Origin of the sequence: Burkholderia sola, from assembly GCF_905400185.1 — a bacterium.
Classification (GTDB): Bacteria; Pseudomonadota; Gammaproteobacteria; order Burkholderiales; family Burkholderiaceae; genus Burkholderia; species Burkholderia sola.
The window spans coordinates 116,717-140,347 of sequence record NZ_FR989678.1 but is presented as its reverse complement, the minus strand read 5'-3'; the positions used below and the strand labels follow the sequence as shown (position 1 = coordinate 140,347).

24 protein-coding genes and 1 pseudogene are annotated in these 23,631 nt (G+C 63.1%); 4 read left to right on the top strand and 21 right to left on the bottom strand.

Going from position 1 to position 23,631, the window contains the following annotated elements:
* Positions 1–313: 313 nt before the first annotated feature.
* From mobF to KR541_RS36605, 3 genes are read right to left on the bottom strand one after another with little or no spacing between them, the layout of a single operon-like run.
* Entirely contained in the window at positions 314–3,208 is a 2,895-nt protein-coding gene (gene mobF, locus KR541_RS36615; RefSeq protein WP_089487647.1) for a MobF family relaxase, read from the bottom strand.
* A gap of 6 nt (positions 3,209–3,214) precedes the next feature.
* Entirely contained in the window at positions 3,215–5,317 is a 2,103-nt protein-coding gene (locus KR541_RS36610) for a type IV secretion system DNA-binding domain-containing protein (protein WP_089487648.1), read from the bottom strand.
* Complete coding sequence (locus KR541_RS36605) at positions 5,310–5,711, bottom strand: hypothetical protein (protein ID WP_089487649.1); 402 nt, start codon at positions 5,709–5,711, stop codon at positions 5,310–5,312. Before KR541_RS36605 ends, KR541_RS36610 begins: the two co-directional genes overlap by 8 nt.
* 1,110 nt (positions 5,712–6,821) lie before the next feature.
* Here KR541_RS36605 and KR541_RS36600 point away from each other — a divergent pair.
* Positions 6,822–7,226, top strand: a complete 405-nt coding sequence (locus KR541_RS36600) for a hypothetical protein (RefSeq protein ID WP_176016869.1) — start codon at positions 6,822–6,824, stop codon at positions 7,224–7,226.
* Between the two features lie 247 nt (positions 7,227–7,473).
* Positions 7,474–7,785 carry a hypothetical protein gene (locus tag KR541_RS36595; RefSeq protein ID WP_089487651.1) on the top strand — a complete coding sequence of 104 codons (312 nt, stop codon included), beginning with the start codon at positions 7,474–7,476 and terminating at the stop codon, positions 7,783–7,785.
* A 162-nt stretch (positions 7,786–7,947) separates the two neighbouring features.
* Here KR541_RS36595 and KR541_RS36590 read toward each other — a convergent pair whose 3' ends face one another.
* The 16 genes from KR541_RS36590 to KR541_RS36515 all read right to left on the bottom strand — a co-directional run bounded on the left by KR541_RS36590 (position 7,948) and on the right by KR541_RS36515 (position 18,320).
* Complete coding sequence (locus KR541_RS36590) at positions 7,948–8,247, bottom strand: addiction module antidote protein (protein ID WP_027811056.1); 300 nt, start codon at positions 8,245–8,247, stop codon at positions 7,948–7,950.
* A 1-nt stretch (position 8,248) separates the two neighbouring features.
* Entirely contained in the window at positions 8,249–8,542 is a 294-nt protein-coding gene (locus KR541_RS36585; RefSeq protein ID WP_089487652.1) for a type II toxin-antitoxin system RelE/ParE family toxin, read from the bottom strand.
* Positions 8,543–8,646: 104 nt separating this feature from the next.
* Positions 8,647–8,790, bottom strand: a complete 144-nt coding sequence (locus KR541_RS36580; RefSeq protein ID WP_176016870.1) for a hypothetical protein — start codon at positions 8,788–8,790, stop codon at positions 8,647–8,649.
* A 56-nt stretch (positions 8,791–8,846) separates the two neighbouring features.
* Positions 8,847–9,125: a DUF3717 domain-containing protein gene (locus tag KR541_RS36575; protein WP_373558927.1), complete on the bottom strand. Its 279-nt coding sequence runs from the start codon at positions 9,123–9,125 to the stop codon at positions 8,847–8,849.
* On the bottom strand, positions 9,113–9,592 hold the full coding sequence (locus KR541_RS36570; RefSeq protein WP_244138048.1) for a hypothetical protein: 480 nt from the start codon (positions 9,590–9,592) through the stop codon (positions 9,113–9,115). The genes KR541_RS36575 and KR541_RS36570 overlap by 13 nt, the downstream gene beginning before the upstream one ends.
* 46 nt (positions 9,593–9,638) lie before the next feature.
* Complete coding sequence (locus tag KR541_RS36565; protein WP_089487655.1) at positions 9,639–9,905, bottom strand: hypothetical protein; 267 nt, start codon at positions 9,903–9,905, stop codon at positions 9,639–9,641.
* Positions 9,906–9,919: 14 nt separating this feature from the next.
* Positions 9,920–10,210: a hypothetical protein gene (locus KR541_RS36560; protein WP_227745824.1), complete on the bottom strand. Its 291-nt coding sequence runs from the start codon at positions 10,208–10,210 to the stop codon at positions 9,920–9,922.
* Positions 10,211–10,946: 736 nt separating this feature from the next.
* Entirely contained in the window at positions 10,947–13,076 is a 2,130-nt protein-coding gene (locus KR541_RS36555; RefSeq protein ID WP_089487657.1) for a ParB/RepB/Spo0J family partition protein, read from the bottom strand.
* A gap of 699 nt (positions 13,077–13,775) precedes the next feature.
* Positions 13,776–13,964, bottom strand: coding sequence for a DUF6900 domain-containing protein (locus tag KR541_RS36550; protein WP_006481578.1), 189 nt, complete (start codon positions 13,962–13,964; stop codon positions 13,776–13,778).
* A 53-nt stretch (positions 13,965–14,017) separates the two neighbouring features.
* A complete protein-coding gene (locus KR541_RS36545; protein ID WP_175810126.1) occupies positions 14,018–14,185 on the bottom strand; it encodes a hypothetical protein in 168 nt (55 codons plus the stop codon).
* A gap of 49 nt (positions 14,186–14,234) precedes the next feature.
* Positions 14,235–14,741: a hypothetical protein gene (locus KR541_RS36540; RefSeq protein WP_089487659.1), complete on the bottom strand. Its 507-nt coding sequence runs from the start codon at positions 14,739–14,741 to the stop codon at positions 14,235–14,237.
* A 23-nt stretch (positions 14,742–14,764) separates the two neighbouring features.
* Complete coding sequence (locus KR541_RS36535; protein WP_038740883.1) at positions 14,765–15,418, bottom strand: DNA methyltransferase; 654 nt, start codon at positions 15,416–15,418, stop codon at positions 14,765–14,767.
* 460 nt (positions 15,419–15,878) lie between these two features.
* Positions 15,879–16,340 carry a hypothetical protein gene (locus KR541_RS36530; protein ID WP_089487661.1) on the bottom strand — a complete coding sequence of 154 codons (462 nt, stop codon included), beginning with the start codon at positions 16,338–16,340 and terminating at the stop codon, positions 15,879–15,881.
* 108 nt (positions 16,341–16,448) lie between these two features.
* The gene (locus KR541_RS36525) at positions 16,449–16,730 is read right to left on the bottom strand and encodes a hypothetical protein (protein WP_089487662.1); all 282 of its coding nucleotides are present in this window, start codon (positions 16,728–16,730) and stop codon (positions 16,449–16,451) included.
* 23 nt (positions 16,731–16,753) lie between these two features.
* Positions 16,754–17,419 (bottom strand): LPD29 domain-containing protein, encoded by a 666-nt coding sequence (locus KR541_RS36520; protein WP_089487663.1) that lies wholly within the window; start codon positions 17,417–17,419, stop codon positions 16,754–16,756.
* 73 nt (positions 17,420–17,492) lie between these two features.
* A complete protein-coding gene (locus tag KR541_RS36515) occupies positions 17,493–18,320 on the bottom strand; it encodes a DUF932 domain-containing protein (RefSeq protein ID WP_089487664.1) in 828 nt (275 codons plus the stop codon).
* Positions 18,321–18,906: 586 nt separating this feature from the next.
* Here KR541_RS36515 and KR541_RS36510 point away from each other — a divergent pair.
* Together KR541_RS36510 and KR541_RS36895 are read left to right on the top strand one after the other, a co-directional pair.
* A complete protein-coding gene (locus tag KR541_RS36510) occupies positions 18,907–19,383 on the top strand; it encodes a hypothetical protein (protein ID WP_226136165.1) in 477 nt (158 codons plus the stop codon).
* 51 nt (positions 19,384–19,434) lie between these two features.
* Positions 19,435–19,884: pseudogene (locus tag KR541_RS36895) on the top strand (transposase); the annotation flags it as partial.
* Between the two features lie 109 nt (positions 19,885–19,993).
* Here KR541_RS36895 and KR541_RS36500 read toward each other — a convergent pair.
* Both KR541_RS36500 and KR541_RS36495 read right to left on the bottom strand, forming a co-directional pair.
* A complete protein-coding gene (locus KR541_RS36500; protein ID WP_089487666.1) occupies positions 19,994–22,690 on the bottom strand; it encodes a hybrid sensor histidine kinase/response regulator in 2,697 nt (898 codons plus the stop codon).
* Positions 22,687–23,466, bottom strand: coding sequence for a response regulator transcription factor (locus KR541_RS36495; protein ID WP_089487667.1), 780 nt, complete (start codon positions 23,464–23,466; stop codon positions 22,687–22,689). The genes KR541_RS36500 and KR541_RS36495 overlap by 4 nt, the downstream gene beginning before the upstream one ends.
* Positions 23,467–23,631 lie beyond the last annotated feature (165 nt).

Sequence of the window (23,631 nt, the reverse complement as noted above, 5' to 3'; positions counted from 1 at the left end):
TCGCAAACATACGATGTGGTTTTAGTTGAAATTTCTACTACATCGCGAGACCGCAGGTGCACGGGGAAATAGTACCGCTGCTGATCCTACACGATGATATCGACATCGATTTGAAATTCTTTACCGCTTTGCAATACGGAGGTTCCCGCGGCGAACAGATGTCAACAAATCGAAAGGTATATTCGAGACTCCAACAGAATTCTTTCGATTTGATTTAATTTGAACGCGCAGCGCGCCGGCGACCGAGCAACGTCCCTATAACCGTAACGGCGAGGCGATGGAACAGCGTGCGTCGCGGGCGCGCGCCGCAACCTCAGTCCGGCTCGATCTGCATCTGTTGCGCAGCTTGTTGACGTCGCTGGCGCTGCGGCTGGGTATTCGCCTGCTCGCCCAACTCATGCTCACGCAGCGTCTCGATGGCGCTTGACTTGTCCTGGTGGCGTGAGACGGCCGCTCGAGCGAGAATTGCGTCGGTCGTGAAAATCTGGAGATCCTCGACCGCCCGGGTGAGCCCGACATAGAAGCTCCGGTCGCCGAAGATCCTACGCACCGTCATCGCGACGTCTGACTGGCGCCGAGCATCTTCCGGATCACGCTCCATTTTGTGTGAAGGGATATGCAGCATGGCTTGCTCGCGGGTCGCGCCTTGGCCTGCGTGAACCGTCACCGCGTACGCGTGATCCCAATGACGCTGCGCGTCGAGATCCCAAGGAATTTCCTTGCCATCCGCGAGCCGCAGGACCGCCTGGTTCTCGTTGACAGAAACGACGGTCGCCTCGTGGCCATTCTTGACGAGCTCGTCGCCGCGGGTGAAGCGGATGACGTCACGCGCGGCGAGATTCCTCGTTTCCGAGAGATACACCTCCACCCGGTTGTACTTCTTCGGTTCCCATTCCATTAGAGACCCGTCGGACTTCCGCAGAACGACGATACCCTCGTCGGGTCGAGTGCCCACAACGCGCATGTATTCGCCGCGGGAGGCGAGTATTTTCTGATAGTCACGACCAAACCGGACGGTCATATCCTTGCTGTAGTACTGCGCCTCCTTCTGCTTGGCCCGGGTCATATCGCCGTCGGACCGGAAGATGGTGTGTGCCGAGTCGTTGACATCGAGATCGCCACGCTCCTGCAGCTCCGCCCGAACCGCATTGTTGATTTCGACGCGGTCCTCGTTAAACGGGGTGATGATGATCGTCTGATTTCTTCGTGGTCCCCGGTCGACGTACTGGCGCGCCAACAGGTCGATCAGGTCTCGCGGATCCTCGTGTTCCGTCACGCGCCCAGCTCGCTCGAGAAAGTCGAAGGCGCGAGCGTTACGTGCGAGGTTCAGGTCGGTGAGGGGCTCATCCGGTGCAAGGTCGGCGGTGCCCACGGTGATCGCGACTGCCTGCTGCAACTCGGGATTCTTCTGGCGCTGGATCTGGGTCATCTGAGCGGTGGTCACGCCCTCGTCCTGCAGGATCTCAAACGGTTTGCCCGCCTCGATGGCCTGCAGCTGGAGGCGGTCGCCAAGGAGGATGACCTTCGCATCCGCTCGTTCCGCCATCTTAAATAGGCGAGCCATTTGCCGTTGGGCGAGGAACGATGACTCGTCGACGAGCCAGAGCTCGCGCTCTCGTGATAGGTCCGGCACATACTCGCGCAGGACCTTCAAATCATCCTGGCGCCGCTGCTCATGAATCTCGAACATCGTAACCGTATCGGCCTGGATACCGGAGTCGTTCTCGAGCTGCTTGGCAGCCTGCCCGGTTGCGGCCATCCCTCGTACAAGCCAACCCTGCTCGTGCGCGACCTGGACTGTTCCCTTGACCATCGTGGTTTTGCCCACGCCGGCGAGCCCCTGCACCGCGACGATCCGGTCTCTGCTCGTCAGCGCATGCTCGATCGCGCCTCGCTGGCCGGGGGTGTAGTCGAAGGTGGAATCGTTCCGCTCCGCACGCGCGGTGGCGATGGCCTGTTCGATTCTGGACCGGACTAATTCGGCAGGCGCGATCGCCGGCGTCGCATCTCGCTGCGCGAGCGCGTTCTCGACCGTCCAGCGCTCCGTGTTGAGCATCTTCTCGGTGGTAATGTTGCCGTCCGGAAGGTCGACGATCTTGCCTTGATGGACCAGCTTTTTGTAGGCATCGAGAATCTGATTCGGAGACGTTCGGCCGACCGCATGTTCGAGCGCGGTCTGGACGAGGTCATATTGGTTCAGCACGATTTCGCGCTCACCGAGGTGAGACGCAGCGAACCGTAGGGCTTCAATACCGGACAACTTGACGACCCGTGCATCCGTTCCCGCTTCCCGCGCCTCCCGAGCCTTCTGCTGGATGACGCTGTAGTCGAGGCCGACTGCTTGTGCGCGCTCACGCCATTGAACCGACAAGGCCTCATGGTCGACGCCGACCTTGCGTTCGCGGGTCGCGAGCACGGCACGCTCCTTCTCGGCGGCCGTGGCGTTTGCAGGATCGATTCCGTTGGCCCGCAGCCATCGATCGCGCGCTGCCGAGCGCTGGCTGAAGTGTTCGATCTGCTCTCGAGTGACGCCGACCAGTTCGAAATTCCCGTTCTCGTCGGGTGCCGTGATGGCATAGCCGCGCTTCTGCAACCCGCGCGCGAGCGAGGACGTGTAGATTGCCCCGATCACCTTCTGCTGCACGTACAACTCGTCATTGGTGAGCGATCGCCATTCGCCATCGGCGCGTTGGGTCGCGTTCATGACCAGGGCGTGGGTATGCGTATCGGGGTCGAGATCTCGGCTCGTGTTGTGTCGAAAGAGGGCGGCTACTACATTGCCGGTCGGCTCGACCAGCGTCTCGCCATCGACCGTTTTGCGGGCCTGCGCCACATACGCCTCGACGTACTCGAGCGCCTCCTTGACGGCTTCCTCGTGGGCGAGACGGACCTCGCGATCTTCGAAAACTTCGGCAGCGATACTGACGCTCTTCGGTGCCGAAAACGTCAAATCGATGCCGGGCCGATGCACGACCTCGGGCTCGCCATTCTCGTCCAGGACGACGCGACCGAGTTGCTGATCGCCGACCTGCCCAGACAGCAGCTTGAAAAACACGTTCCGATCGACTTGCCCGTTCAGACCGAGGGTGGCCGCCCCCTTGCCGAACCAGGCGGAATGTTCGAGTCCCTGATCGGTGGTGTAGTAGTTGTCTTTCGAAAAATAGTGGAGCGCCTGGCTGGCGCTGCCGACATTGTGCATGCTCATCATGGCGTGTCACCCCAACAGGTCACCGAGGCCGGCGCGGCCGGTGGGCCGTTCGCCGGCGCCTGGCTCGCGGGAAGCCGACGTATCGTGAACCTCGCCGGTGTCACCGTCCACGATTTCGCCAGTCGACAGCGAGATCACGTTGGACGGCTGTGCTACGGAACGAGAAGTGCTCGGCGCGGCCGGATCAACATCCGGGCCGGCAGAGGCGGGGTTGGTCGACGAGTACTCGGCGGTCGCAGTCGGAGCGTCCGAAGGATTGGGTGACGGGGAGCGGGACGGGTCCGTACCAGATTTCTCCGTCGGGCTGGGCGGGGGAGGCAGCACAGTGGATCGCCGCTCCGAGGCAGCCGGACCGTCAGCAGCAGCGCTTGCCGGTAGCCAGAGATCGTACGTTTGGCGCGGGACGAACGGCGTCACCGTTTGGGGATGGGGGACGTACTCGTACTTGACCCGGGCAACCGGATAGTCGCTCGGTGTGACCAGATAGCCCTGCATGTCGGGCAGGTGCAGAATTTCGGATGAGAGGACGAGATCACGGAGATTGCGTCGCGCAAAAACGCTCATGCCGTCGCGCCGCTCGTCGATGCCGAGATTCAGGCTTTCTTCCTTTTCGTCCAAATCGGCCTGTCCGATCGCGTTGGCCAACGCCTTGGCCGCATCACCATCTGTCACGCGAAGCAGGAGCTTGGTCTGGCATCCGGAGATGATCGTGCGCGCCAAGTGCTCGCCGTAGATCTGGAAGAGTTGGGAAAAGTCCTGGATGCCGAGCACGAAGCAACCGCCGTATTTCCGAATGTTGGTGACGGCGAGCTTCATGATCTCGAGCTTTTGCAGAGTGGGGAGCTCGTCGTAGAAGTACCAGAGACGTTCGCGATGAATCGGCTTGAGCGTCAACAGCGAGCGGATCGCGATATCGCACCAGAGGCTGATCAGCGGAAGCAGGGCGGTTTTCTGCTCCTCGTTGACGGTAATAAACAGCCAGGAATCGTCCTCTTCATCCTCATTCTGGATCCATTCTCGGATCGAAAATGGCTCGCCTTCGTCGTGCAGGTAACGAAAGCAATCGAGCTGGTTCTGCACGGTCATCTTGAGGCTCATGCCCGTACGCTCAGTGACTGGATCGACGTAGGTCGCCGCGGACTCGTTCGCTAGGATCGCGTGCAATTCCTCGAGATTGCTATGGGCGATAGCCTTGTACAGCGCTGCGTTGGTTCGTTTGTTGTCGCCGCCAAGCGCACGAATCGCCCCCTTGAAAACCATGCGCCCCGCAATCGCGAAGAATGGGTCCGCAACATTCGGCGGAATTGGGATGAGCCCCTCAGCCAGCCCGTCGTAATGGATCTCGCTTTGGATTTCGCGCCAGGCATTCCAGTTCGGGCTCCGCGCGTCGAGGGGATTCAGGATGACGTCCTTCCCTTCGCGGTAATACGCAGCGGTGAATTCACCTGATGGGTCATAGACGATCGCGCGTTTTTTGCGGGCGCGCACCTGATCCATCAGCGCAAAAAACTGCTGGGACTTGCCACTGCCTTGGGCACCAGAAAAGAGTGTGCCGAGCACTTCGGCCTTCTTCCGCATCGGCACGCCGGCGATGCGATAGGGGCTGGCGTCGTCTCGAGCCTCCAGTTCCTTGATGAGCTCCTTTGCTTTCACGAGCTTGGCACCGCGCACCTGCTTGTCGGTAAGTTTTCCGCGGCCGTACTCCATCCAAAACAGGACGGAAAGGAACGTGACGGCAATAGCCGTTAGAACAGCGTACAGGGCAGCATTGCGCGCATAGACGAAGAACTCGTCGGCCGCATCCTCGGTAAACGACAGCGCCGCACCGGGCGGCAGTGCCGTGTCGTCGTTGCCGAGATGGAACGAGACGTTCGGATTCGCCATCGGAACGACGGTGAGGATTTCCGCCTCAACGTGCTTGATCGTCAAATAGCGAGTTTCGGCCGACGTGACGAAATACAGGTATGCACCGCCGGCCAGCGCACCGACGAGAATTGCCGCGATGAAAACCGCCACAATCGCACTGGTGAGAAGCTTTGCCTGTTGCCACCAGAGGGCAGTTCCTCGCGAAAAGGTGGCGAGTCCGCTGGGTGAGCGTTGATCAGCCATTGAGCTCTCCCAGCAGTTTCTTGGTAGCGGCTTCGGCGCGATCCTGTGCCTGATGGAAGAACTGGATGTTTCTGTCGCTGATGATGCTGGTCAGGACTTCGCGGCTGAAGAACACCGCTTGAACCAGTTCGGACGGTAGCGATTGGACGGATTTGCCTGGGCCGCCATCGGACGGCGTGTGCCCACTCAGTTGTTGAATGAGCGCCTTGAGACGCTGGTCGATGAGCGAGACATTTTCGGTGACGACGCCGAGCGCAAGCTGCTTGCGAATGTAGTCGGACAGCGAGACACCGTTCTCCTGGGCCTTGCGCCGATAGAAGCGTTCCGACTCGGGATCGAGTTTGAAGGAGATGGGTTTGGACGCACCTTTTCCCGGCGTTTTGAGACGCGGCATGAAGACCTCGTAGCGAGAGATCCTTACCTTTTTGTGGCCGTGGTTAGTTGCGGATTGAGCTGCCGATACGCGCTTCCGTCGTGTGAAGATGTTAGCACATGGTCACGCTGTTTCGTCATACGGCTATGTGTTTTTCTGGGAACGGCGACAATCTTGCCGTTTCGCATTGTTTTCTCCATCAACATCCGCCTCGCGTCTTTAAAGCACTGATTTAATTATCGTTTTCTGTATATCTGGATCTTCATTGAATTTAGGTGTACTACCGTGACGCCAATGGTGTAATACGCATATAGCCGTTGTCACGCGAGCTTTCGATCGTAGGTCCAACGGTATTAAAGGGGTTTTACGGGCGTCATACCGGCATACGCTTTATCCAGCTTTGAGTTTCGGCGCTAGCTTAGCGATATTGCGCTTTTAGGCGTCGTACCGCTTAAAGGCTTGCGCAGCAAGGCTTTAAGCACCCGCAACGGAGTTGCGTGGTGTGTGACCGTCTGGTCGGGGGGTGGGGCTTGCCCCACGGGTCGCCCCCTGAACGGACGGTATCTGGATGGTGGTGCCCGGACGGGTCCGGGCACCACCGGTTTTTCAGCAGGCGTGGCGATCGGCATCGCAGCCAGCAAGAGCGAGGATTTCGTTCCGTTGAGGCGTTCGCCTGGGTGGAGCACCGCGAAAATTTTGCAGAAAAGTGAAGGTTGAGTCACCGACACGAAAGAGAGAAAAACGAGGCGAGCGTCGATCCGTTCCGCACAGGGAAAAAACGGAATAGGGAGGTCGAACGGAGGCAGGGAGCGGACAGGGGGAAATTCGGAGCGACGAGGGTGGTTATGCCACGCAGGTTTTCCACATATCCACGGGTCCGGACCGACGCAGCGATGCATCTACATCGCAAGAGCGTCGGCCGCGCGCCGTTTTCCACAACGGTGTTGGTTGTGGGGAACGGGAGAAGCGCGGGGACCGGTGGGTATGTGGGAAACCTGCCGGCGTGCGCTGATTTCGGTCGAGGATATATGGGGTTAGAAGCAGCAGCCAGAGAGAAAACGCTGTGAGGGAGCGCGGCGTTGCCCGAACCGGCGGTCGCGACGGAGGCGATCGCCGGGCGAAATCTGCGCAATGCGGGCATTGCGCACTGGATGGGTGGTCCGCGCGGGGCGACGGCTGCGCAAGGGCGCGGGCGACGCCCCGCGCGGCGACGGCCGGAAAAACGCGGAAGGGGGGCTCGGCGCGCGGTCGGTGAAGTCGGCGGCCGCGACGGTGGCGGCCGCCGTGCGTAAGCTGCGCAATGCGGGCATTGCGCACTGGATGGGTGGTCCGCGCCGGGCGGCGGCCGCGGAATGGCGCGGGCGACGCCCGGCGCGGCGACAGCATGAAAGTCGCGGGGCCGGGGGCTCGGCGAGCGGATTGGTCGGGCCGGCGGTCGCGACGGTGGCGGCCGCCGTGCTCGAGCTGCGCTATGCGAGCATTGCGCTCTGGCTAGGTGGTCCGCGCGGGGCGGTGGCCGCGGAATGGCGCGGGTGACGCCCCGCGCGGCGACAGCAGGAAAAATGCGGGGGCGCCGGATCAGCGCTCGGAGCGGTTGCGTCGGCGGCCGCGACGGTGCCGGCCGCTGCGCGCGAGTTGCGCAGCGGGCAATTGCGCCGCGACGGATGACGCGCGGGGCAGCGGTGCGACAGCGGGGTATCAGGCCTCAGTGCTTTACGTTGCGCGGCCGAATTCCGTTACACTTCGCGGCAAGGGGGAGGGGCAAGATGGAGTGATAGAGGCCATGACGGCAGATGCAGGGAAGACAGCGCGCAAGCCGCGATCGATCGAAGACGAGATCGCGAGGGCGGCGGCGAAGCTGAGAAAGCTGCAGGACCAACAGCGCGAGATGATCCGCAGGGATCGCGAGCGGAATCATAAGGCGGTGCTCGAGCTGCTGCGCGCGGAAGGGCTGGACGAGATCCCGGCGGAACAGTGGAAAGAGCGACTTGATGCGGTAAAAGTCGCACTCGCGAAACCGTGCGAGACCCCGGTGCCGGCGAAACCCGCCCAGGGCGTGCCGCCCGCCGCTGTCGCCGACGGCGCGTCGGTGTAATCGTTGGGGCAATCCGGCGCCGCACGAAGTGTGCGCGGAGCGGGATTGCCCCGATTCGTTTGCGCAGCGCGCAAACTGGCTAACGCATTGGTCGCGGGCTGGCGGGTGGTCGCGGCGTAGCGGCGAGCGCCCGCCAGCCCGCGACGCCGCGAAAATCCCGGCTCAGGCGTGCTCGTGTACGGGCGTCGTCACGGTCAACGTGAGGCCGAGCGCGCGCACAACACGCAGGATCGTCGCGAATTCCGGGTTGCCGTGCTCGTCCAGCGCTTTGTAGAGGCTTTCGCGGCCGACGCCCGCGTCGCGCGCAATCTGCGTCATGCCACGCGCACGCGCCACGGTGCCGATGGCTTCCTGAATGTCGGCGGAATCGCCGGTCTCGAACGAAATCCGCAGATATTCGGCCTGCGCCTCGGGCGTGTCGAGGTATTCGGCCGCATCGAACGGCGTTGTCTTGATACCCATGTCAATCTCCCAATTGCGCCGAAAGCGCGATAGCACGCTCAATGTCGCGCTGCTGCGTTGACTTGTCGCCACCGCATAGCAGGACGACGAGCGTTGAGCCTCGTTGGACAAAGTAGACGCGATAGCCGGGGCCGACGTGCACGCGCATTTCGCTCACTCCGGCACCCACCGGCTTCACGTCCCCATACTGGCCGCGCGCGAGCCGTTGAATCCGCTTGGCGATCTGCGCGCGCGCGATGTGATCGCGTAGGCCGCGCAACCATTTCGCGAAGTCGTCTGTCTGCTCGATTCTCATATCCTATATAGTATCCCATAGGATACACGATTTCAAGGTGCATTCTGGGTGCCGGCTGAACGCCCCGGCGACACGAAATGCGCCCGTCGAAGGGGGTACGGTTTTCACGCGACGCGCTCGACTTCTACAAGCTGCGACCCAAAAAGCGATTCCGCACGGCTCCAAGCCTCTTCGAAGCTGCTTGCGTCGATGATCTCGACGTCGAATCCTGTCTCTGTCTTGTAGGTGATCGCCCACTGTGCCTGCATGTCATTCTCCTTCGCGAACTCCGGCTAAATCGAATGCGGGTCGCGTCGATGACGCGTTATTGCGAAAACGCGCCGTCGAACGCGGCGCGTTGCGTGTCCGACAAGTGCGCCGCGTCGATCTGCGTCGCTCGTTTCACGATCATCAGCGCGTAGGGTTCGGCAAGAATCCGCGCTTCGCGGCACAGGATTGGATCACCGTCTACGCTCGGTTGGCGTGCGCGCCAAATGTTGATCGCGCGCTCGATCTGCTCGATATGCAAAACTGTTGTGCTGTTCATCGGTTTCGCTCCGTGGAGTGCGCCGTGTACACGGCGCACGCAGGTTAGTCGATACATTCGTCGAAGTGCCAGCGCGACTCCATTTCCTTGGCGGCACCGATCGCCTCCTGAAGCGTCTCGCGCGGATGGCCGGTGTTCGGCTCGCAATCGCCGCCACGATGAGACACTTCGAGGGCGGGGACATAGCCGTGCCGGGTCAGGCTCACGCTCGGGCGCGTTTCGTTCAATCCGTCCATGTCGCTGAGCCATTCTCCAAACCAGACGACCCGACCGCGTTCCTCGGCTTCGAAGCCGCCATCCCAATACGGAAGCAGAGTGGGCTCGTCCGCCAGCATCAGCGACATGTCGGACCCTTCGCGGCACGCGCGCACACCGCTCTCTCGGGCGCAGATAACGGCGTCGATCAAGTGCTGCTCCGCGTTCCACTGGTTTCCGGCAATCGCGGCGATGCCGTGCAGCGCAAGCGGTATGCGCGCTTCGAGGGCAAAATCGAAACTGTCGATGGGAGGGCGATCATTTTTCACAGCTCGCTCCGATCGGCGCGCCAGCTTCTGCGCGCCGGCAAGTGGGTCAATGGAAGATGCCGAGCGCTTCACGAACGACGCGTTGAGCGCTCGCGGCGCCGTAGCGCTCGCCGCGCGCGTACGCCTTTTCGTAGATCATGATCGCGACATTGATTTGCCACGCAGTCCAGTCGATCGTGGGCAGCGTAAATGCCAGTTCGCCATCGTCGCCATGATGTACCGCGATGGAGGACGCAGCACGTTCAGAACACGCAATTGCGAAGAAACCTTCGGTAATACCGTCGATCATCAGTTCGTCAGTCTCGTAGCTCATCGTGAATCTCCGGGTTATTGCCAAACCGGCGACCAAGCGCCGGACGTCAGGCGGAACAGGGTGATGCGTTGCACGCGACCGGCTACGTTCGTTTCGAGTCGCACGGCGCGCGCATCGTCATCGGGACGGGTCCAGCGGTGCAGGACACGAATCGGCGCGTCGAACGGGCATTCGAACCAATGCGCGGCCGTGGCACGCAGGCGATTTTTCGTGTGTCGAATGCCTGCCTGGCGGTGAGCCTCGGGGGGTGCGGGGGGAACGCCCGCGCGTGTGTGCGTGATTCGGTCGGGGGTGGTTGTGCTCACGATTTCGTCCTTTTGTGTCGGGTTGTGGATCTGCCATTGGGAGCCGCCTCGACGCGGGTTTAGCGCGGGCGGGCACGGGTGCAAGGGCGCGCCCGGAGGCCGCATGCGGAGCGCAGGCGTAGCCGAGCACCGAACGGGTGAGGACGTGGGCGGAGCGAAGCGCAGCCTTTACCCTTGCGCCCGTGCCCGCCCGCGCTATGCGTCGAAAAGGGGCGGCTCCCAATGGCAGATCCACGCGCTTAACCCGGCGCAAAAGGATGGAGCGCAGCCACGCGGTTTCCACGACCGGATCGCGCACACGGCGCGGGGCAGCCAGCCGCGCGCCCCCTCGGCCGGCGTAGCCGGCCGCTAGACCTGCTGTCCGCCCGCGCGCAGCGGGCGCGTATTCCACAAGCAAGCGACGCGCGCAGCGCCGGCACGGCGCGTAGACGTCAGGGATTGAAGCCCGTCAGGGGCGAGACACGCGCAGCGGGGCTCGACGCGCAGCGCGAAAGCCCGGCCCGGAGCGAAGCGGAGGGAGACGCCCCGGCAGCGAGTCAGGAAAGTGCCACCAGTGCATGCGCCACAGCGACGAGCGCATGCGCGGCATCGGAAAGGTGATCCTTTACGGGAGCGGCAGAGAATCGGAAAGTGAGAACTTTCGGGAGTGGATCATCATCACGGCGTCCGCCCCCCGACGGACTTCGGCCGGCACGCTGCGCCAGCGGGCGTAACGCACCCGCTGGCGTCGATCCGGTCAATCTCGCGGCGGCATGCCTTCGCCTTCCGCTACAGCGGCATCGTCGCGCACGTCGTCGGCCGACACGGCCAGAGCAGGGGCGGCGCCCTCCGCTTCATCGGCGCTCGCCTCGGCATCCGACGCCTTCGCCGGAACGTCCCACAGCTTCATCCGCACGGCTTCGGCCGTGACGAAATGCTCGGGCAACCAACCGCGCCCCGCGATCAGCCGTTCGGCCTCCGTCGCCGCGTCCCCCTTCTTGAGCTTCGCCACGCGCATCGCATCGGAAGGCGACACGGCCGCGCTCACGACGTCCACGATCCGATCCTTCGAAACGTGGTCGAAGTAGCCCGCCTTCGTCGGTTGCCACGCATCCGCGAGATTCAGCCCGAGCGCCGGGATCAGCGCGTTGATCGCGTGCGGCCGCTCATCCGGGCGCACGCTGTCCACGCTCGCCGCGACGTACTGCGCGAGGATCAGCAGCAGGCGCTCGTCGGTCTGCTCGATCAGCCAGCGCAGCAGCGCGTCGCTGTCGTTCGGGATTACGCCTCCCCAAACCCGGCGTTGCTCTCGGCGCATGGTGAACGCAAGGTCGTCGTCCAGTTCCGGCGCATGCTTCGTCAGGTTGTGGGAGTGGTCGCGGAACGTCACGTCCAGCGCGCTCCCCTCGGTACTGTGGCCGTACTCCCCCGCCAGCAGCCGGTGCACGAGCGCGGCGAGCGCGACGTGCGGCTGCTGCGCAAGCGCGGCGGCAACGGCCGCCGTGCGATGCGCGTTCAGGCGCAGCGTCAGCCGTTCGGAGTGCGGGCCCTTCGCGGGCTTCTCATTCGGCGCGGCGACGCGCGCCGGCTTATCTTCTGACGAGTCGTCGTCATCGTCGTCACCATTCTCGTCACTTTCGGTCGTCGCGGCTGCAACCGGCTCACGCGCAACGAGTCCGCGCTCGATCACGGGCTCGCCGTTCGCATCGAGCGAGAGAAGCGCGCCAGCCTGCGCCATGTCGTCGGGATGGTAGACGAGCAATGATCCCTCGATCTCGTCCTGACGCAGGCTCAATGCGCCTTCTTCCAGTTCCAGCCGCTCGGCGGCTTCGTCGTCCATGTCGTCGGCTTCCCACTGTGCCGCGATCTCGGCCAGCCGCTGATCGATCGCCGCCAGTTCTTTCGCCACCTCATCGGTGGGTTCCGTCCGACGCGGCAGCACCGGGCGAAATTGCGACCGCGTGGCATGGTCCCGTTCCGGCATGGCTTTCACCCATGCCCAGCCTTCGGCCAGCACCGACGCGCCGAGTGCTTCCAGTTGCTCGGTCGCGAGGCGCAGCATCAGCGCATGATCGCGATACCACGCATCCTCGGCTGCGGAGAACAGGTCGCGTCGCACGGCACCGCCAGCCGCTTCGAACGCCTCGACGCCGACGAATTTCGCGACGCGGTTGCTCACGAACGACTGTTCGTCGCGCACGAAGCGGCGGCGGATCGCGTGCGCGTCGCGGTTGTACGGCTCGGCGTCGAACCACGCGGCCTCTTGCTCGTCGTGACTGTCCGACAGCGCGAGCGCCTGCATTTGATCGAGCTTGATCTCGCCGGTGCGGAACAGGTCGACCAGCTTCGGAGACACGCGCGCGAGCTTGAGGCGGCGCTGCACGGTTTTCGGATGCACGCCGTACAGGTCCGCGATCTCCTCGATCGACCGACCGGATTCGACCAGAATCCGGTAAGCGTCGCACGCGTCGGCAGGGTGCATCGGCTCGCGCATTTCGTTCTCGGTTGCCGACAGCAGCACGGCGTCCTCGACCGGCACGACCCGGCAGCGCACCGGGTGGTCGGCGGGGATGTAGTCGTGTTCGAACAGGTAGATGAGCGCGAGGCGGCGGCGTTCGCCAGCGGCCGCGCCGAACGTCTGCGCCTTCCGCGCGCCGACCTTCATTGGATGGACGATGAGGTTCTGGAGCAGACCGACTTTCCAGATATTGAGGGCGAGTTCCTTGATGCCGGTGGGCGGCACGCGCCGCACGTTGTAGGGGGACGCGACGAGCCGTTTAAGCGGAATGTCGCGCAGCTCGTCTGCCGTTCGGTGAGCCTCGGGGGGTGCGGGGGGAACGCCCGCATCGTGGGCGAGGGCCGGGATCTCGGTGGTCACTGCGTTCATAAAAGCCTCCTTTACGTCGGGGTGGAAAAAGCTGCCATTCGGAGCCGCCTCGACGCATGGGGAGTGCGGACGCGCAGGCACTGCAAGGGCGCGAGCAAGGCCGCAGCGCCGCGGCCGTCAGGCCCGGCGACCGGGCGCCGCGCGCGGCAACGCGAACCCTTGCGGTGACGGCGGGCCGCACTATGCGTCGGGATGAGGCGGCCCGATGGCAGCTGATGCGCCGACGGGAGAGGCTGGAACGCGGGGACGGCTGCCGAGACCCGGACATCGTCGGCGCCGGGCCGCACGCGCGGCCCGAGCGCGAACTCCGCGCGGCTCGCCGCGCGGCTGACGGGGCGGCCAGCGCCGGGGCCGGACGCCGGTGGCGGCCGAGCCCCAGGAGCGGACAGCCCGTTTCTCTGGCGCGCGGGTGCGTGCGGCTTGCGTGCCTGGCGCAGCCGGGCGCGCAAGGTGCCGCGCGCCGGCTGGATATTGGGAACGGTGAAGATCCACCGCGGCCGGCTGGGGCGAGCAGTCCCCGCCCGCGCCGGCCGCTCGATGCGGGCGGGGTGGGCCGCCCCGTATCAGTGGAACATTTCGCGGTACGGAAACAGCCTTCCGTGTTCCAGTCGCCGGCCGGGCCTGCGGGGCCAGGCCGGCGGTGGAACATGGTCGAGCGACGAACGCGGCCGGCGCCAGGCGCGCGCCGGCGGCCGCGCGTCACTTCGAAGCGTTTCGACGCCCTTCAATAACGCCAGCGTCGTACGCCGCGGTCAATGCGGCACGGATACACCAGACGGCACAATCGTGGAAATCCAGCCGGTCGCTGTAACGCGTTTCGAGCGTGTCGATGTTCAGATGGATACGCGCGATCGCAAACAGCAACATTTCGAATTCGCCTTTGTTCATGGGTGTCTCTGGAAAGGCCGGCCCCCGGGCAAAGCCGCGGCCGGCGGGTGGATTTATCGCCGCGCGCACTGGCCGGCCTGGAACGCTTCCAGCATCGCGTAACGCAACGACGCCGGCAGGACTTCGATTTCCGTGTCGGAATCCCATACGTCCGAGATCTCGGGACCGAAGGCGTTTGCCGCGATCGCGGCCAAAATTGCATCAATCAAATATCGGGGCATGCTGTTCTCCAGGTGTGCCGGCCGCGGCGCGCGGCCGGCGCTCGTGTGGTCAAGAGAGCTGCACTGCGCCGCAGTTCTCGGCCAGGCAGAAGGCGAAATACCAATTTCGGTACAGCTCGGCGAACAGGTGATCGCAATCGGCGTCGATTGCTCCAAGGAACCGGCTGAAATCGTCGGCCAGCTTTGCGGAAGTCCGAGTGCCGATCGTTCCCGATGTGATCGAGAAATCGATCAGTTCCTTGAACGGGCCGTCCTTTGCCGCGATGGCGCCGTTCGTATGGCAGATTCGCGCGGCGCCGATCGAGATCGCCGGGTAATCGGCGATCTCGGCCAGGCGCTCGCGGAAGATGTCGTGCATGACGTAGGTGCCGGCGCTGAATTCGAACGAATTCCGGTACCGATAGATTCGCGCCATGTCCAGGTCGCTGGCGCGGTGCGGGAACCGCACCGCGGCGTCGAGGCGGACGCAAAACACGTCGACAGGGTCGCCGTTTTCGTTCGTGCGGGGATGGTCGAGCTGCTCGAGACCGGAATAGGCTGAAACGATCAGTCGCATGATGAATATCCTCTGTTCGGGTCTTAGGCCGCGGCCAAAGCGGCGCCGGCGACGGGCGCCGTCAGGCGCGCCTTGGCGGCCGCAAAGTAGGTCGCGTCCAGTTCGATGCCGATATACCGGCGCCCGAGCTCGCGGGCGGCAACGCACGTCGAGCCGGAGCCGGCGAACGGATCCAGTACGACGTCGCCGGGCTGCGTAAAAGCGGAAATGAGTGTGCGCAGCGCGGCGACCGGCTTTTCGGTCGGATGGTGGCGATTGCCGCTGTACGGAAACGGCATGACGTCGGCGATCGGCGCCGCCGGCGCCGCGGGCCGCCCCTTGGCGAGCAGGTAGGCCGATTCGTGCTGGTACTTCACCAGGCCGGCCTTGGACGCGTAGGACTTCGTGAAGACGAAGTGGCCGGCCACGCGAAAGCCGGCGGCCTTCCAGGCGTCGAAAAACAGGTCAACCTTGTTCCAGCCGTAGAACGAAATGCACACGGCATCGCGTTTCAGGACGCGGAACATTTCGGCGAACGCCGGCGCCAGCCAGTCGCCGTTGACGTCGTTCGCGATCGAGCGGCCGCTGCGATCGCGGAAATTCACGAGGTAAGGCGGGTCCGTCACGATGCAGTCGACGGATTCGGGGGCGAGTTTGGGCATGGCGACCAGGCAGTCGCCGTTGTACAAATAGCTCACGGTCAGCTCCTCAGAGTTGAGATAGGGGCAGCCGGAGCACAGCCAGAACGATCTGGCTCGCAAACCGTGCTACCCGGAGCTGGCGAGCGCCCGCAGGGGAATGGCGGGCAAGGGGACCGTGGAATACCGGAGTGCGCGAAGCGCGCGAGGATATGCCGCGAAAGCCCCTTGCAGGAGCGGGGCGCCGTGCGACATTCGTCGCGCACGGCGCAGCGGTCCGTCCGCCAGGACACGGCGGGCGAACGTGGGCTCCGGGTTGAAAGGTCGACGGCTGTGGAATGCCGACGGAAGGGGATGGACCTGCAGGACGTAGCGGACCGACGGTGCGGCGTCCCGGTCATGAGCGACGCGGCGATCTCCGATCGCGCGGCGCGATCGCGATTCCGTCAGCGCGGCCGCGAGAGCGGCCGCCGCGCAAACTTGCCCGTACGACGGCCGAGCAGGTTGAGGTACGGCAGCGTCAGAACAGCGCCAGTTGCTGCGCCTCGAGGCGCACATCTCGACGCTGCACGTCGACGTCGCTCGCGAGCAGCTCGATCGATGCACCGTCGGGATCTCCGACGCTCGCGTCGAGTCGAATGTCCGCACGTCGCGTGGCGTCGGCCGCACAGATACGCTCGAATTCTGCACGCGTAGCGGCCAAAAGGGCACGCGTGGCATGCTCGGGCAGCACGCAGTCGGCCGACGCGTACTGGCCGTCAAAGAAACGTGTTACGCCATACCGTTCTCCGCCGCCGTGCCTCGGCCGGTATACGACCAGAGCGATACGATCGGCGTCGCGCAGGCCGTTGGACCAGCCCGCTGGCCCGCAAGGCGCTAGACCACATTCAGCGGCGATCGCCGCGCCGCGCGCAATCAGATCGGCGTGCGCTCGGTCGATGACGCGATGCAGATTAGGCATCTTCAGGAAAAGCTGATTCATTGGGGCGTCCTGGTCGTGCTCGGGGCAGCCGAACCACGACGGCTGGCTGCCCGCAAAATGTGAGATCGCGCACCATCCATCATCACCATGTGCGCGACGATCGGCAGCTCATCGGGAACTGTCGGGACGCTCCCGCCACGCCTGCACCTCGTGAACCGCCACGAGCTCGAACAGGGTCTCGCCGTCAGGCTCGACACCAAGGTTCCCCCGAATGACGCGCAATGCATCTGCGTCGCTCAAGGCGGCCAAGGCCGTCAGAAGCTGTTCGCGGCCGGCCCTGGCCGCTCGAGCCCACTCGGCTCCATCCTCGTCGTTCCAATCCGGCACGGTGCGCAGCTGAAGGCCATACGCGCGGGCGGCTTCAATTGCGGCAGTTGCGATCGCTGTCATGTTTCGCTCCTCGTGGATTCTGGTCAGTGGACATCGCGCCGTACAAACAGACGCGCGGCCGTGGCCGAACGGGGAAAGCCATGCACGTCGGACGTCTCGGCAAGCATTGCGGCGATATCCATCTGCACGTTAGATCCCGAGCGAACGCTGCCCGCCCGATGCACGCCGATCACCTCGAGCAGCTGCAGGTTGCCTGCGCGATATCCATCGACCGTCATCGAGGCGCGCACATCCGGCGCCAGCCGATCGCCGTAGCGCGACGCGAGCCGCGCGAGTGCACGCTCAACCGCGCGATCGCTGAACTGTCGCGAGAGCGCGATCCGATCTGCAGCGAGACGAACCGTCTGCCGCCCGCTGGACGTCAACATGAAGTGTTCGACCCGCTCAACCCTGCCGCCGTCGGCCAAACGCGTGGCCTGCAGCGGCATCACAAGGCGCGCAACCTGCACGTCTCGGGGGCCGTCGGTCCAGTCGATTGTCAGCTGCGTGCCGTGTTCGTTCTTCGCGACGCGCACCGCGAACGACGTCGCGGGGAAGCCTTCACGCAACACGGTCTGCACCAACTGCGCGGTCTCGACAAGCGTCAGCACGTCGGCCAGCACCGCGGGCGCGGTGGCGGAATCCCGGCTGCCCCGCGCGCGGGCGGACTCGGAAATTTGGGTACGGCGATCTGCAATCTGATGGATCATGTTGAACCTCGAATGATGGTGTACCGGACAACGTGAGGCGAGGGCGCCGGCGGCGGCCGCCGGCGCGTTAGAGTTAGGCCTTCAGCTTGCGCATCTCTTCTGCGAGCACCCACATGGCGCGATTCAGGCGGAGATCCTGATCGATGCCGGCCACACCGCGTGTCGACATCCGGCGGCCAGTGGCCGAGCGACCACGCAGTCCGCCCTTGATCACGTTCTCCTGCACGCGCTGGAACGTGGTCCAGAGGTCGGGGCGGTTGTCTTCGGTACGACGCGCGCGAAGCAGCTGATCCTCGGTGATCGGCGCGGGCGCTTCGGTCACGTCGTACCGGAGCGCCAGCACCGACCGCGCAAACACCTGTTGCTCCCCTTCATCGAGCTGCACGGCTTCCATCTCGCTCTTGCATTCACGGATCAGGTCGAACCCGTCGAGCACCTCGTGCGCGCCGTCGACGACGTGGTCGACGACGTCGCCCTTGTGCGGCACGCGGATGTCGTGCGTCGTGTCGCCGAATACGAGACCGTTCTGGCAGACGAATCGGAAGTAGCCGGCCAGCATCTGGTAGCTGCTCGACCCATCGTGGCTGTTGAGGAGGATGATTTCCGGGGTTTCCGGCGACGCGACCTGCGACGCGTGACGGAGCCGGAGCATGTGCTTCGTATGCTCGCGCTTCGCGTCTACGCGCACGCGGGTCTGGCAAACCATGAAGGGCTGGAACCCTTCAGCGCGCAGCTTCGTGAGGAGCTCAATGGTCGGGATGTACGTGTAGCGGTCCGACCGCGAGTCGTGCTTGTCGGCGGCGAAGATCGACGGCGCGACCTCACGAATCTGCTCATCGGCGAGCGGCGTGTTCGAGCGACGGATCGGGGCGTTGCTGCCAAACTTTGTTGCGAGTTTCATGGTTCTCTCCGTTTAAGATTCAGCTTCGATGCGAGTCAATCAGGAATTCGTCGGTAATTACGCTGAACATCTAAGGATTACTATTTAATTATTAAGCCGAGTCGATTTCATCGTGACCTCCGTTCGAGAGTGGTTTGCATTGCTGGCCGCCCGGGCCCCAAGATTCGGCGCTCCCCTCGTAGGGGTTCGGGCCGGTGACGGCTTGACTTCGGCAGACCCGCTGCCGCCAGTCCCCTGAGTTCGTCGTCCCACGACTAGAGGAGCCTGCCGGCGGGCGTGTTCAAGGGCGGTCGCAAAGCCGCATGCGGAGCGCAGCCCGAAGGGCGAGCACCGAACGGGTGCCGCGGCCGGCGAAGCGCACCCTTGAATGCGAACGACGATGGGCTACGGTCGCGTTTGGGGCGACGAGCTTAGGGGACTGGCGGCATGCGCAAAGTTTAGACAGCACCGGCTCGCCGCGCGGCGAGCGCCATTTTTTGCGGCCCTGGCCGCAAGACTGGACAAGCTTGTGCCGCGTGTCGCGGTCGTTCGCGACACGCGGTTGCGCTATGCTTCGGTGTGATCGTGTGAAATCTGAGACGAGTCGATGCTCATTCGAGAACAGGGAAACCTCATCAAGGTGCTGCGCGTCGAGCCTCCCAAGCAACCGCGTGCAAGGGGACGTCGGCGCGAACACGTGCTCGGCACGTTTCGCGCCGACGAGCCTGCACCGCATGAGCTGCTCGCCGTACTAACTCCCGACGAACGCGAAGCACTCGCGAGCTGGCTCTCGGTCTACCGGGAAGGCCAGGCACGCACGGAAGTGCGTGCGATGCTGGCCTCGGCGCCCGCGCAACTGGAATCGCTCGTCAGTGCACTCGAAGTCGCGGCCGACACCATGTCGGCCGACGAGGCGGACCGTGTGTGGGCGCAGCTGCAGGCGATCGCACGGACGCTGAAGGGTCCGGCCATCCGCGGCCGCGCGCAGTGCGCCGGCCGCCGGCGCCGCTTCCCGGACAGCAAGATTTCTTCGCCAAAGGCGAAGAGCTCAAGCAGCTGGCCGAACAATAGTGTAGTGGTCTAATGAATCCGGACACTGATTTAGGCAAGAGTGGTCGCCATGAAGAGGTGTCAGATGAGCAAGCAACGACGTACGTTTTCCCCGGAGTTCAAACAGCAACCCGCCTGTCTGGTGCTCGATCAGGGTTATAGTCATATGGAAGCAAGCCGCTCGGTCGGCGTCGGCGAGACGGTGCTGCGCCGCCGGGTGAAGCAGCTTCAGATGGAGCGCCAGGGCGTCACGCCGCTGGGCAAGGCAATCACGCCGGATCAACAGCGTATACAGGAACTCGAGGCGCGTATCGAACGCCTCGAGCGTGAGAAGGCCATTTGAAAAAATGGCTACCGCGCTCTTGATGTCGGAAGGCATCGAACGTACGAAGTAATTGATCAGATTGGCGCAAGCGAATCGGTCGAGCTGATCTGCGCGGTATTCGACGTGTCGCGGTCTTGTCTGTATGCACACCGAGGGCGAGCCCGACGCGTTGATGCCGAGCGCATGGCACTGCGTAGCCGGGTATCAGAGCGTTCTTACACGTTTGATGACCGAGGTGTGTCGTTTATCGATCGCTTACATTCGAACCTAACCACTCTTTTGTACCAGCGCGTCAGATTGACGTTGGTGCATTGGCGCTTCAGGGAAAGTCAAGCATTGACTGGAGTTCCCGCAACTCACCTCTTCTTGCCAATTGACTGACTTTAGCTGCAAAGGGTGCATGCCGCGGTGCCGCCTGAGCAATCTTTTCCGCCCAGTCAAGCAAATCGGATATCGCGCCCAGTTCGATCAGCACGCGTGCTTCGTCGAGCAATACCGCGGCGGGTGGTTCGAGACACGGTGGATCTTGCGATGCCGGCTGCGCCGATCGATGTTCACGTTGTATCTTCAGCAGCGTAGCGATTGCGTTACGCAAATCGGCAAGACTGATTGGCTTGAGAAGCTGAGCGTCGAAACATTCACTCGCATCCGGCCGTGCTGCCTGGCTGAACGGCACAGCGGAAACGAGAACGACTGGGACATGTGGATGGCAGCTTCGTGCAGCGGCCAACACGTCATGCCCGGATGCCTCTGGCATGAGTCGATCGGTTAGGATGAGTGCCGGAATCGGGCAATCCTTCGCGATCAGTCTCCGGACCGCTGACGCGCCATTATCGTAGGCTTCAACCTCGAACCCGAGGCTGAGCAAATCTCCGCGCAACAACTCTCGGATCTCGGCTGTATCTTCGGCCAAAAGGACGAGTTTTCCACCTCCGTCTATGAGCGGGAGCGCATCGGCCGATTCATGCATGCGCAGACTGTCGACTCCCGCTTCGTCCACCTCATCGACCGTAAGCGCGATGACAACCTTCGTTCCGATTCCTGGGGTACTGTCGAATGTCAAGGTCGCCCCCATCCGGTCGGTCCATAGCTTGACAATAGAAAGCCCCAGGCCGATACCTGGCCGATGGTTGTGTTCCCCTACGCGCACGAACGGCTCGAAAACGCGCTCGTGATCGACGACAGCAATGCCACACCCGCTGTCGGATATGGAGAAGCGCAGATTCCAGCGCCGCTGCGTGCTGTCGACAGGATCCGCGCTGACGGTCAACCGGATACTGCCGTGGTTCGTGAACTTGGCTGCATTGTCCAGAAGGTTGCCAAGCACCTGGTGCATACGCTGTTCATCAAGTTCGATGACTGGCGGTAGATCTCCGACGACGTTTAGAGAAAACTCGTTAGCGCTGCGATTCGCGAGTGCATCGCCATGCTGTGAGACGGCGTCCAGTAGAGCGTAGGTGTATACAGGTTGGGGTGACAGCGTGTCCGCTTCGCGCCCCCTAGCATAGTCGATCAGGTCGTTGACCATACCGAGCATGTGGTTGGCGCTGCGGCGGATGACTCGACCGCGTTCCGCATCCTCGCGACCATCCGCTTGGATGAGATCGGCGAAGCCGATAATCGATGTGAGCGGCGTCCTGAGGTCGTGGCTGATTCGGGCGAGGAAGTCGCTCTTTGCCCGTATCGCACCGTCGGCCTGCTCAAGTGCGCTACGAAGCTCGCGGGTACGTGTAGCGACCGCATTCTCGAGTCGCTCCTGAGTGGCCTCGCGTTCAGCCCAAAGCAGCCGCTGCACTTGTCGTTGCTCAAGCAGTAACTGACGCGACCTGCCGCCGACGATCATCGATAGCAAAACCAGCACGCCGATACTGTCCCAGATCTGTGCGGTGCCTGCGCTAAAACTGGTGGAAATGAATCCGGATAGCACACCGAGGCGAATGAAGAGCGTCGCACAGTCGGGAAGAAACGCTATCAGAATAAGGCGCGCGTTCGCCACCTTGCGCCGGTACGCATGAGCCACGGATGCTATCCACACCAGATTGCAGAGGAGTGTGCCCTGGATGGCGACCGCTGCGCTTGTGCGATAGTCCCCGAACGCGGTCCAGGCGGCGGCGGCGACAAGCGCCGCAATCATGATCTTGTAAGACCAGCGCCATGCACCGAATTTATCGAGTCCAATGAACGAATACAGCAGCGCCGAGAACAGAGCGACACTGATGTTGCCCGCGATGCTCGGCAGGCGCACGAGCCAGTCGCCACCCTGATGAAGAAGCAGCGCGTAAAGATAGCCTTCGAAGGCTAATTCGTAGATGACTTCGGACACCACGGTTGCCGTCAGTATCACGAAGACACGGTCGCGCCACACAGCTGCGAGCACTGCCGAGAAGACGGCCATCGCGAGCATGGCGCCTGTCAGCAGCATATGCGCGGTGATGCTGCGCTGGGCTTCCACGTGGAAGTTCCTCGGGTGCCAGAGATGCAAGGTCAGCGTCAACGATGAACGGCTTCGCACGCGGATCAGATACCGCATTTGCTGGCCAGGTGTCAGCGTGACCGGAAACGCGGTACTGACGGTTTCGAGCGGCCGGTTCGCGATCGGCGCTCCAATTCCGGAACGGTAGCGCACCTTGGCCGCATTACCATCTTGATCGACCACGTAGAAAGCGACGTCTTCGAGACGTACTGGATCGACCGAGATCCATCGCGTGGTAGTTTGCGCGCCTTGATTTGCGAGTGTGCCTGCAATCCAGATGGTCGACGACGTGAAACCTCGTGATAGCGTGCGCGCGGTCGCACGCTGCCAGCCGTCGCTGTGCAAGACGGCGTCAGCTGCGAGGTTTGCCGTGCGATCGTCGAACAGCATGACGTCGTTCGCCAGCGATCGGTACCCGGGACCTGATGCGACGTCGATTGCCTGCGGCCATCGAAGGTCAGCCGAAAACGCGGTCAATGCGAAAAACATCAGCAACCACGCCAGTGCCAGCTGGCTCCCCGCATGCGTGCGTCGGCCGATCATGGATTGGTCAGCGCTTCATTCGCGTGGCTGCCCGCGCGGCGAAGCATACTCGGGGAGACGCCAAAACGTGTCTTGAACGCGGTCGCGAAGTTCGCACCGTTCGTATAGCCGACTCTACGCGCGATGGTCACGATGTCGCTGTTGCTCTCGAGCAGCAGACGCCTCGACTCGTTGAGTCGTTCTTCTCGAATGTAGTCGAATATTGTGAGCCCGATGCAACGTTTGAGCGCTTGCGATAGCCGACGTGGTGAAGTACCGGTCCGAGCGGCAAGTGCTTCGACGTCGGGTTCGTCGGCGAAGTTGGCGAGCACGATGGCCTTAACTTGACGGAAGAGCGCGAGGTCGATATTCGTAGCATCCTGATTAAGCGGCTGGACGCCTGCTGTCGGTTCCGATTCGGTCGCAATGCCATTCAATCTCAAGTGCATGGCAACGCGCAGCTTTACCTCGTCGAAATGGAACGGCTTGGTGATGTAGTCGATCGCACCGGCCTCGAGGCCGGCAACGCGTTCCTCGGGTTGGCTTGATGCGGTCAGGAAAATCAACGGTACGTCTGAAGTGGTCGGATCCGCTTTCAGTCTGCGGCACGCAGTGAGCCCGTCGCAACCCGGCATCTTGATGTCCATCAGAATCAGGTCCGGCCGGACGGCACGTGCCTTGTTCACCCCGTCTAGGCCGTCGCTCGCCATGAATACGCGAAAGTCCTGTTGTCGGAGGAATTCGGCGAGCAGGCTACGATCGTCGAGGTGGTCATCGACAACAAGGACGCGGGTCATAAATCAGCTGCTCGATGTGCTGCGTGCGGAGAGATCGGACGGATGCATATTGTGTTGCCGATAATAATGATCATTCGTTGTGCCGCAATGTCACCATCGCGTCGGCGGAGCAATGTACCGCAGGGAGGATATCTCGGAAGCCAGCAGCCGTCGGCGGCGGGCGAA

Bases quoted from the DNA above. Each gene is read 5' to 3' on its own strand.
- mobF (WP_089487647.1), bottom strand. From the start codon at position 3,208: ATGATGAGCATGCACAATGTCGGCAGCGCCAGCCAGGCGCTCCACTAT.
- KR541_RS36610 (WP_089487648.1), bottom strand. From the start codon at position 5,317: ATGGCTGATCAACGCTCACCCAGCGGACTCGCCACCTTTTCGCGAGGA.
- KR541_RS36605 (WP_089487649.1), bottom strand. From the start codon at position 5,711: ATGCCGCGTCTCAAAACGCCGGGAAAAGGTGCGTCCAAACCCATCTCC.
- KR541_RS36600 (WP_176016869.1), top strand. From the start codon at position 6,822: ATGCGGGCATTGCGCACTGGATGGGTGGTCCGCGCGGGGCGACGGCTG.
- KR541_RS36595 (WP_089487651.1), top strand. From the start codon at position 7,474: ATGACGGCAGATGCAGGGAAGACAGCGCGCAAGCCGCGATCGATCGAA.
- KR541_RS36590 (WP_027811056.1), bottom strand. From the start codon at position 8,247: ATGGGTATCAAGACAACGCCGTTCGATGCGGCCGAATACCTCGACACG.
- KR541_RS36585 (WP_089487652.1), bottom strand. From the start codon at position 8,542: ATGAGAATCGAGCAGACAGACGACTTCGCGAAATGGTTGCGCGGCCTA.
- KR541_RS36580 (WP_176016870.1), bottom strand. From the start codon at position 8,790: ATGCAGGCACAGTGGGCGATCACCTACAAGACAGAGACAGGATTCGAC.
- KR541_RS36575 (WP_373558927.1), bottom strand. From the start codon at position 9,125: ATGTATCGACTAACCTGCGTGCGCCGTGTACACGGCGCACTCCACGGA.
- KR541_RS36565 (WP_089487655.1), bottom strand. From the start codon at position 9,905: ATGAGCTACGAGACTGACGAACTGATGATCGACGGTATTACCGAAGGT.
- KR541_RS36555 (WP_089487657.1), bottom strand. From the start codon at position 13,076: ATGAACGCAGTGACCACCGAGATCCCGGCCCTCGCCCACGATGCGGGC.
- KR541_RS36550 (WP_006481578.1), bottom strand. From the start codon at position 13,964: ATGAACAAAGGCGAATTCGAAATGTTGCTGTTTGCGATCGCGCGTATC.
- KR541_RS36545 (WP_175810126.1), bottom strand. From the start codon at position 14,185: ATGCCCCGATATTTGATTGATGCAATTTTGGCCGCGATCGCGGCAAAC.
- KR541_RS36540 (WP_089487659.1), bottom strand. From the start codon at position 14,741: ATGCGACTGATCGTTTCAGCCTATTCCGGTCTCGAGCAGCTCGACCAT.
- KR541_RS36530 (WP_089487661.1), bottom strand. From the start codon at position 16,340: ATGAATCAGCTTTTCCTGAAGATGCCTAATCTGCATCGCGTCATCGAC.
- KR541_RS36525 (WP_089487662.1), bottom strand. From the start codon at position 16,730: ATGACAGCGATCGCAACTGCCGCAATTGAAGCCGCCCGCGCGTATGGC.
- KR541_RS36520 (WP_089487663.1), bottom strand. From the start codon at position 17,419: ATGATCCATCAGATTGCAGATCGCCGTACCCAAATTTCCGAGTCCGCC.
- KR541_RS36515 (WP_089487664.1), bottom strand. From the start codon at position 18,320: ATGAAACTCGCAACAAAGTTTGGCAGCAACGCCCCGATCCGTCGCTCG.
- KR541_RS36510 (WP_226136165.1), top strand. From the start codon at position 18,907: ATGCTCATTCGAGAACAGGGAAACCTCATCAAGGTGCTGCGCGTCGAG.
- KR541_RS36500 (WP_089487666.1), bottom strand. From the start codon at position 22,690: ATGATCGGCCGACGCACGCATGCGGGGAGCCAGCTGGCACTGGCGTGG.
- KR541_RS36495 (WP_089487667.1), bottom strand. From the start codon at position 23,466: ATGACCCGCGTCCTTGTTGTCGATGACCACCTCGACGATCGTAGCCTG.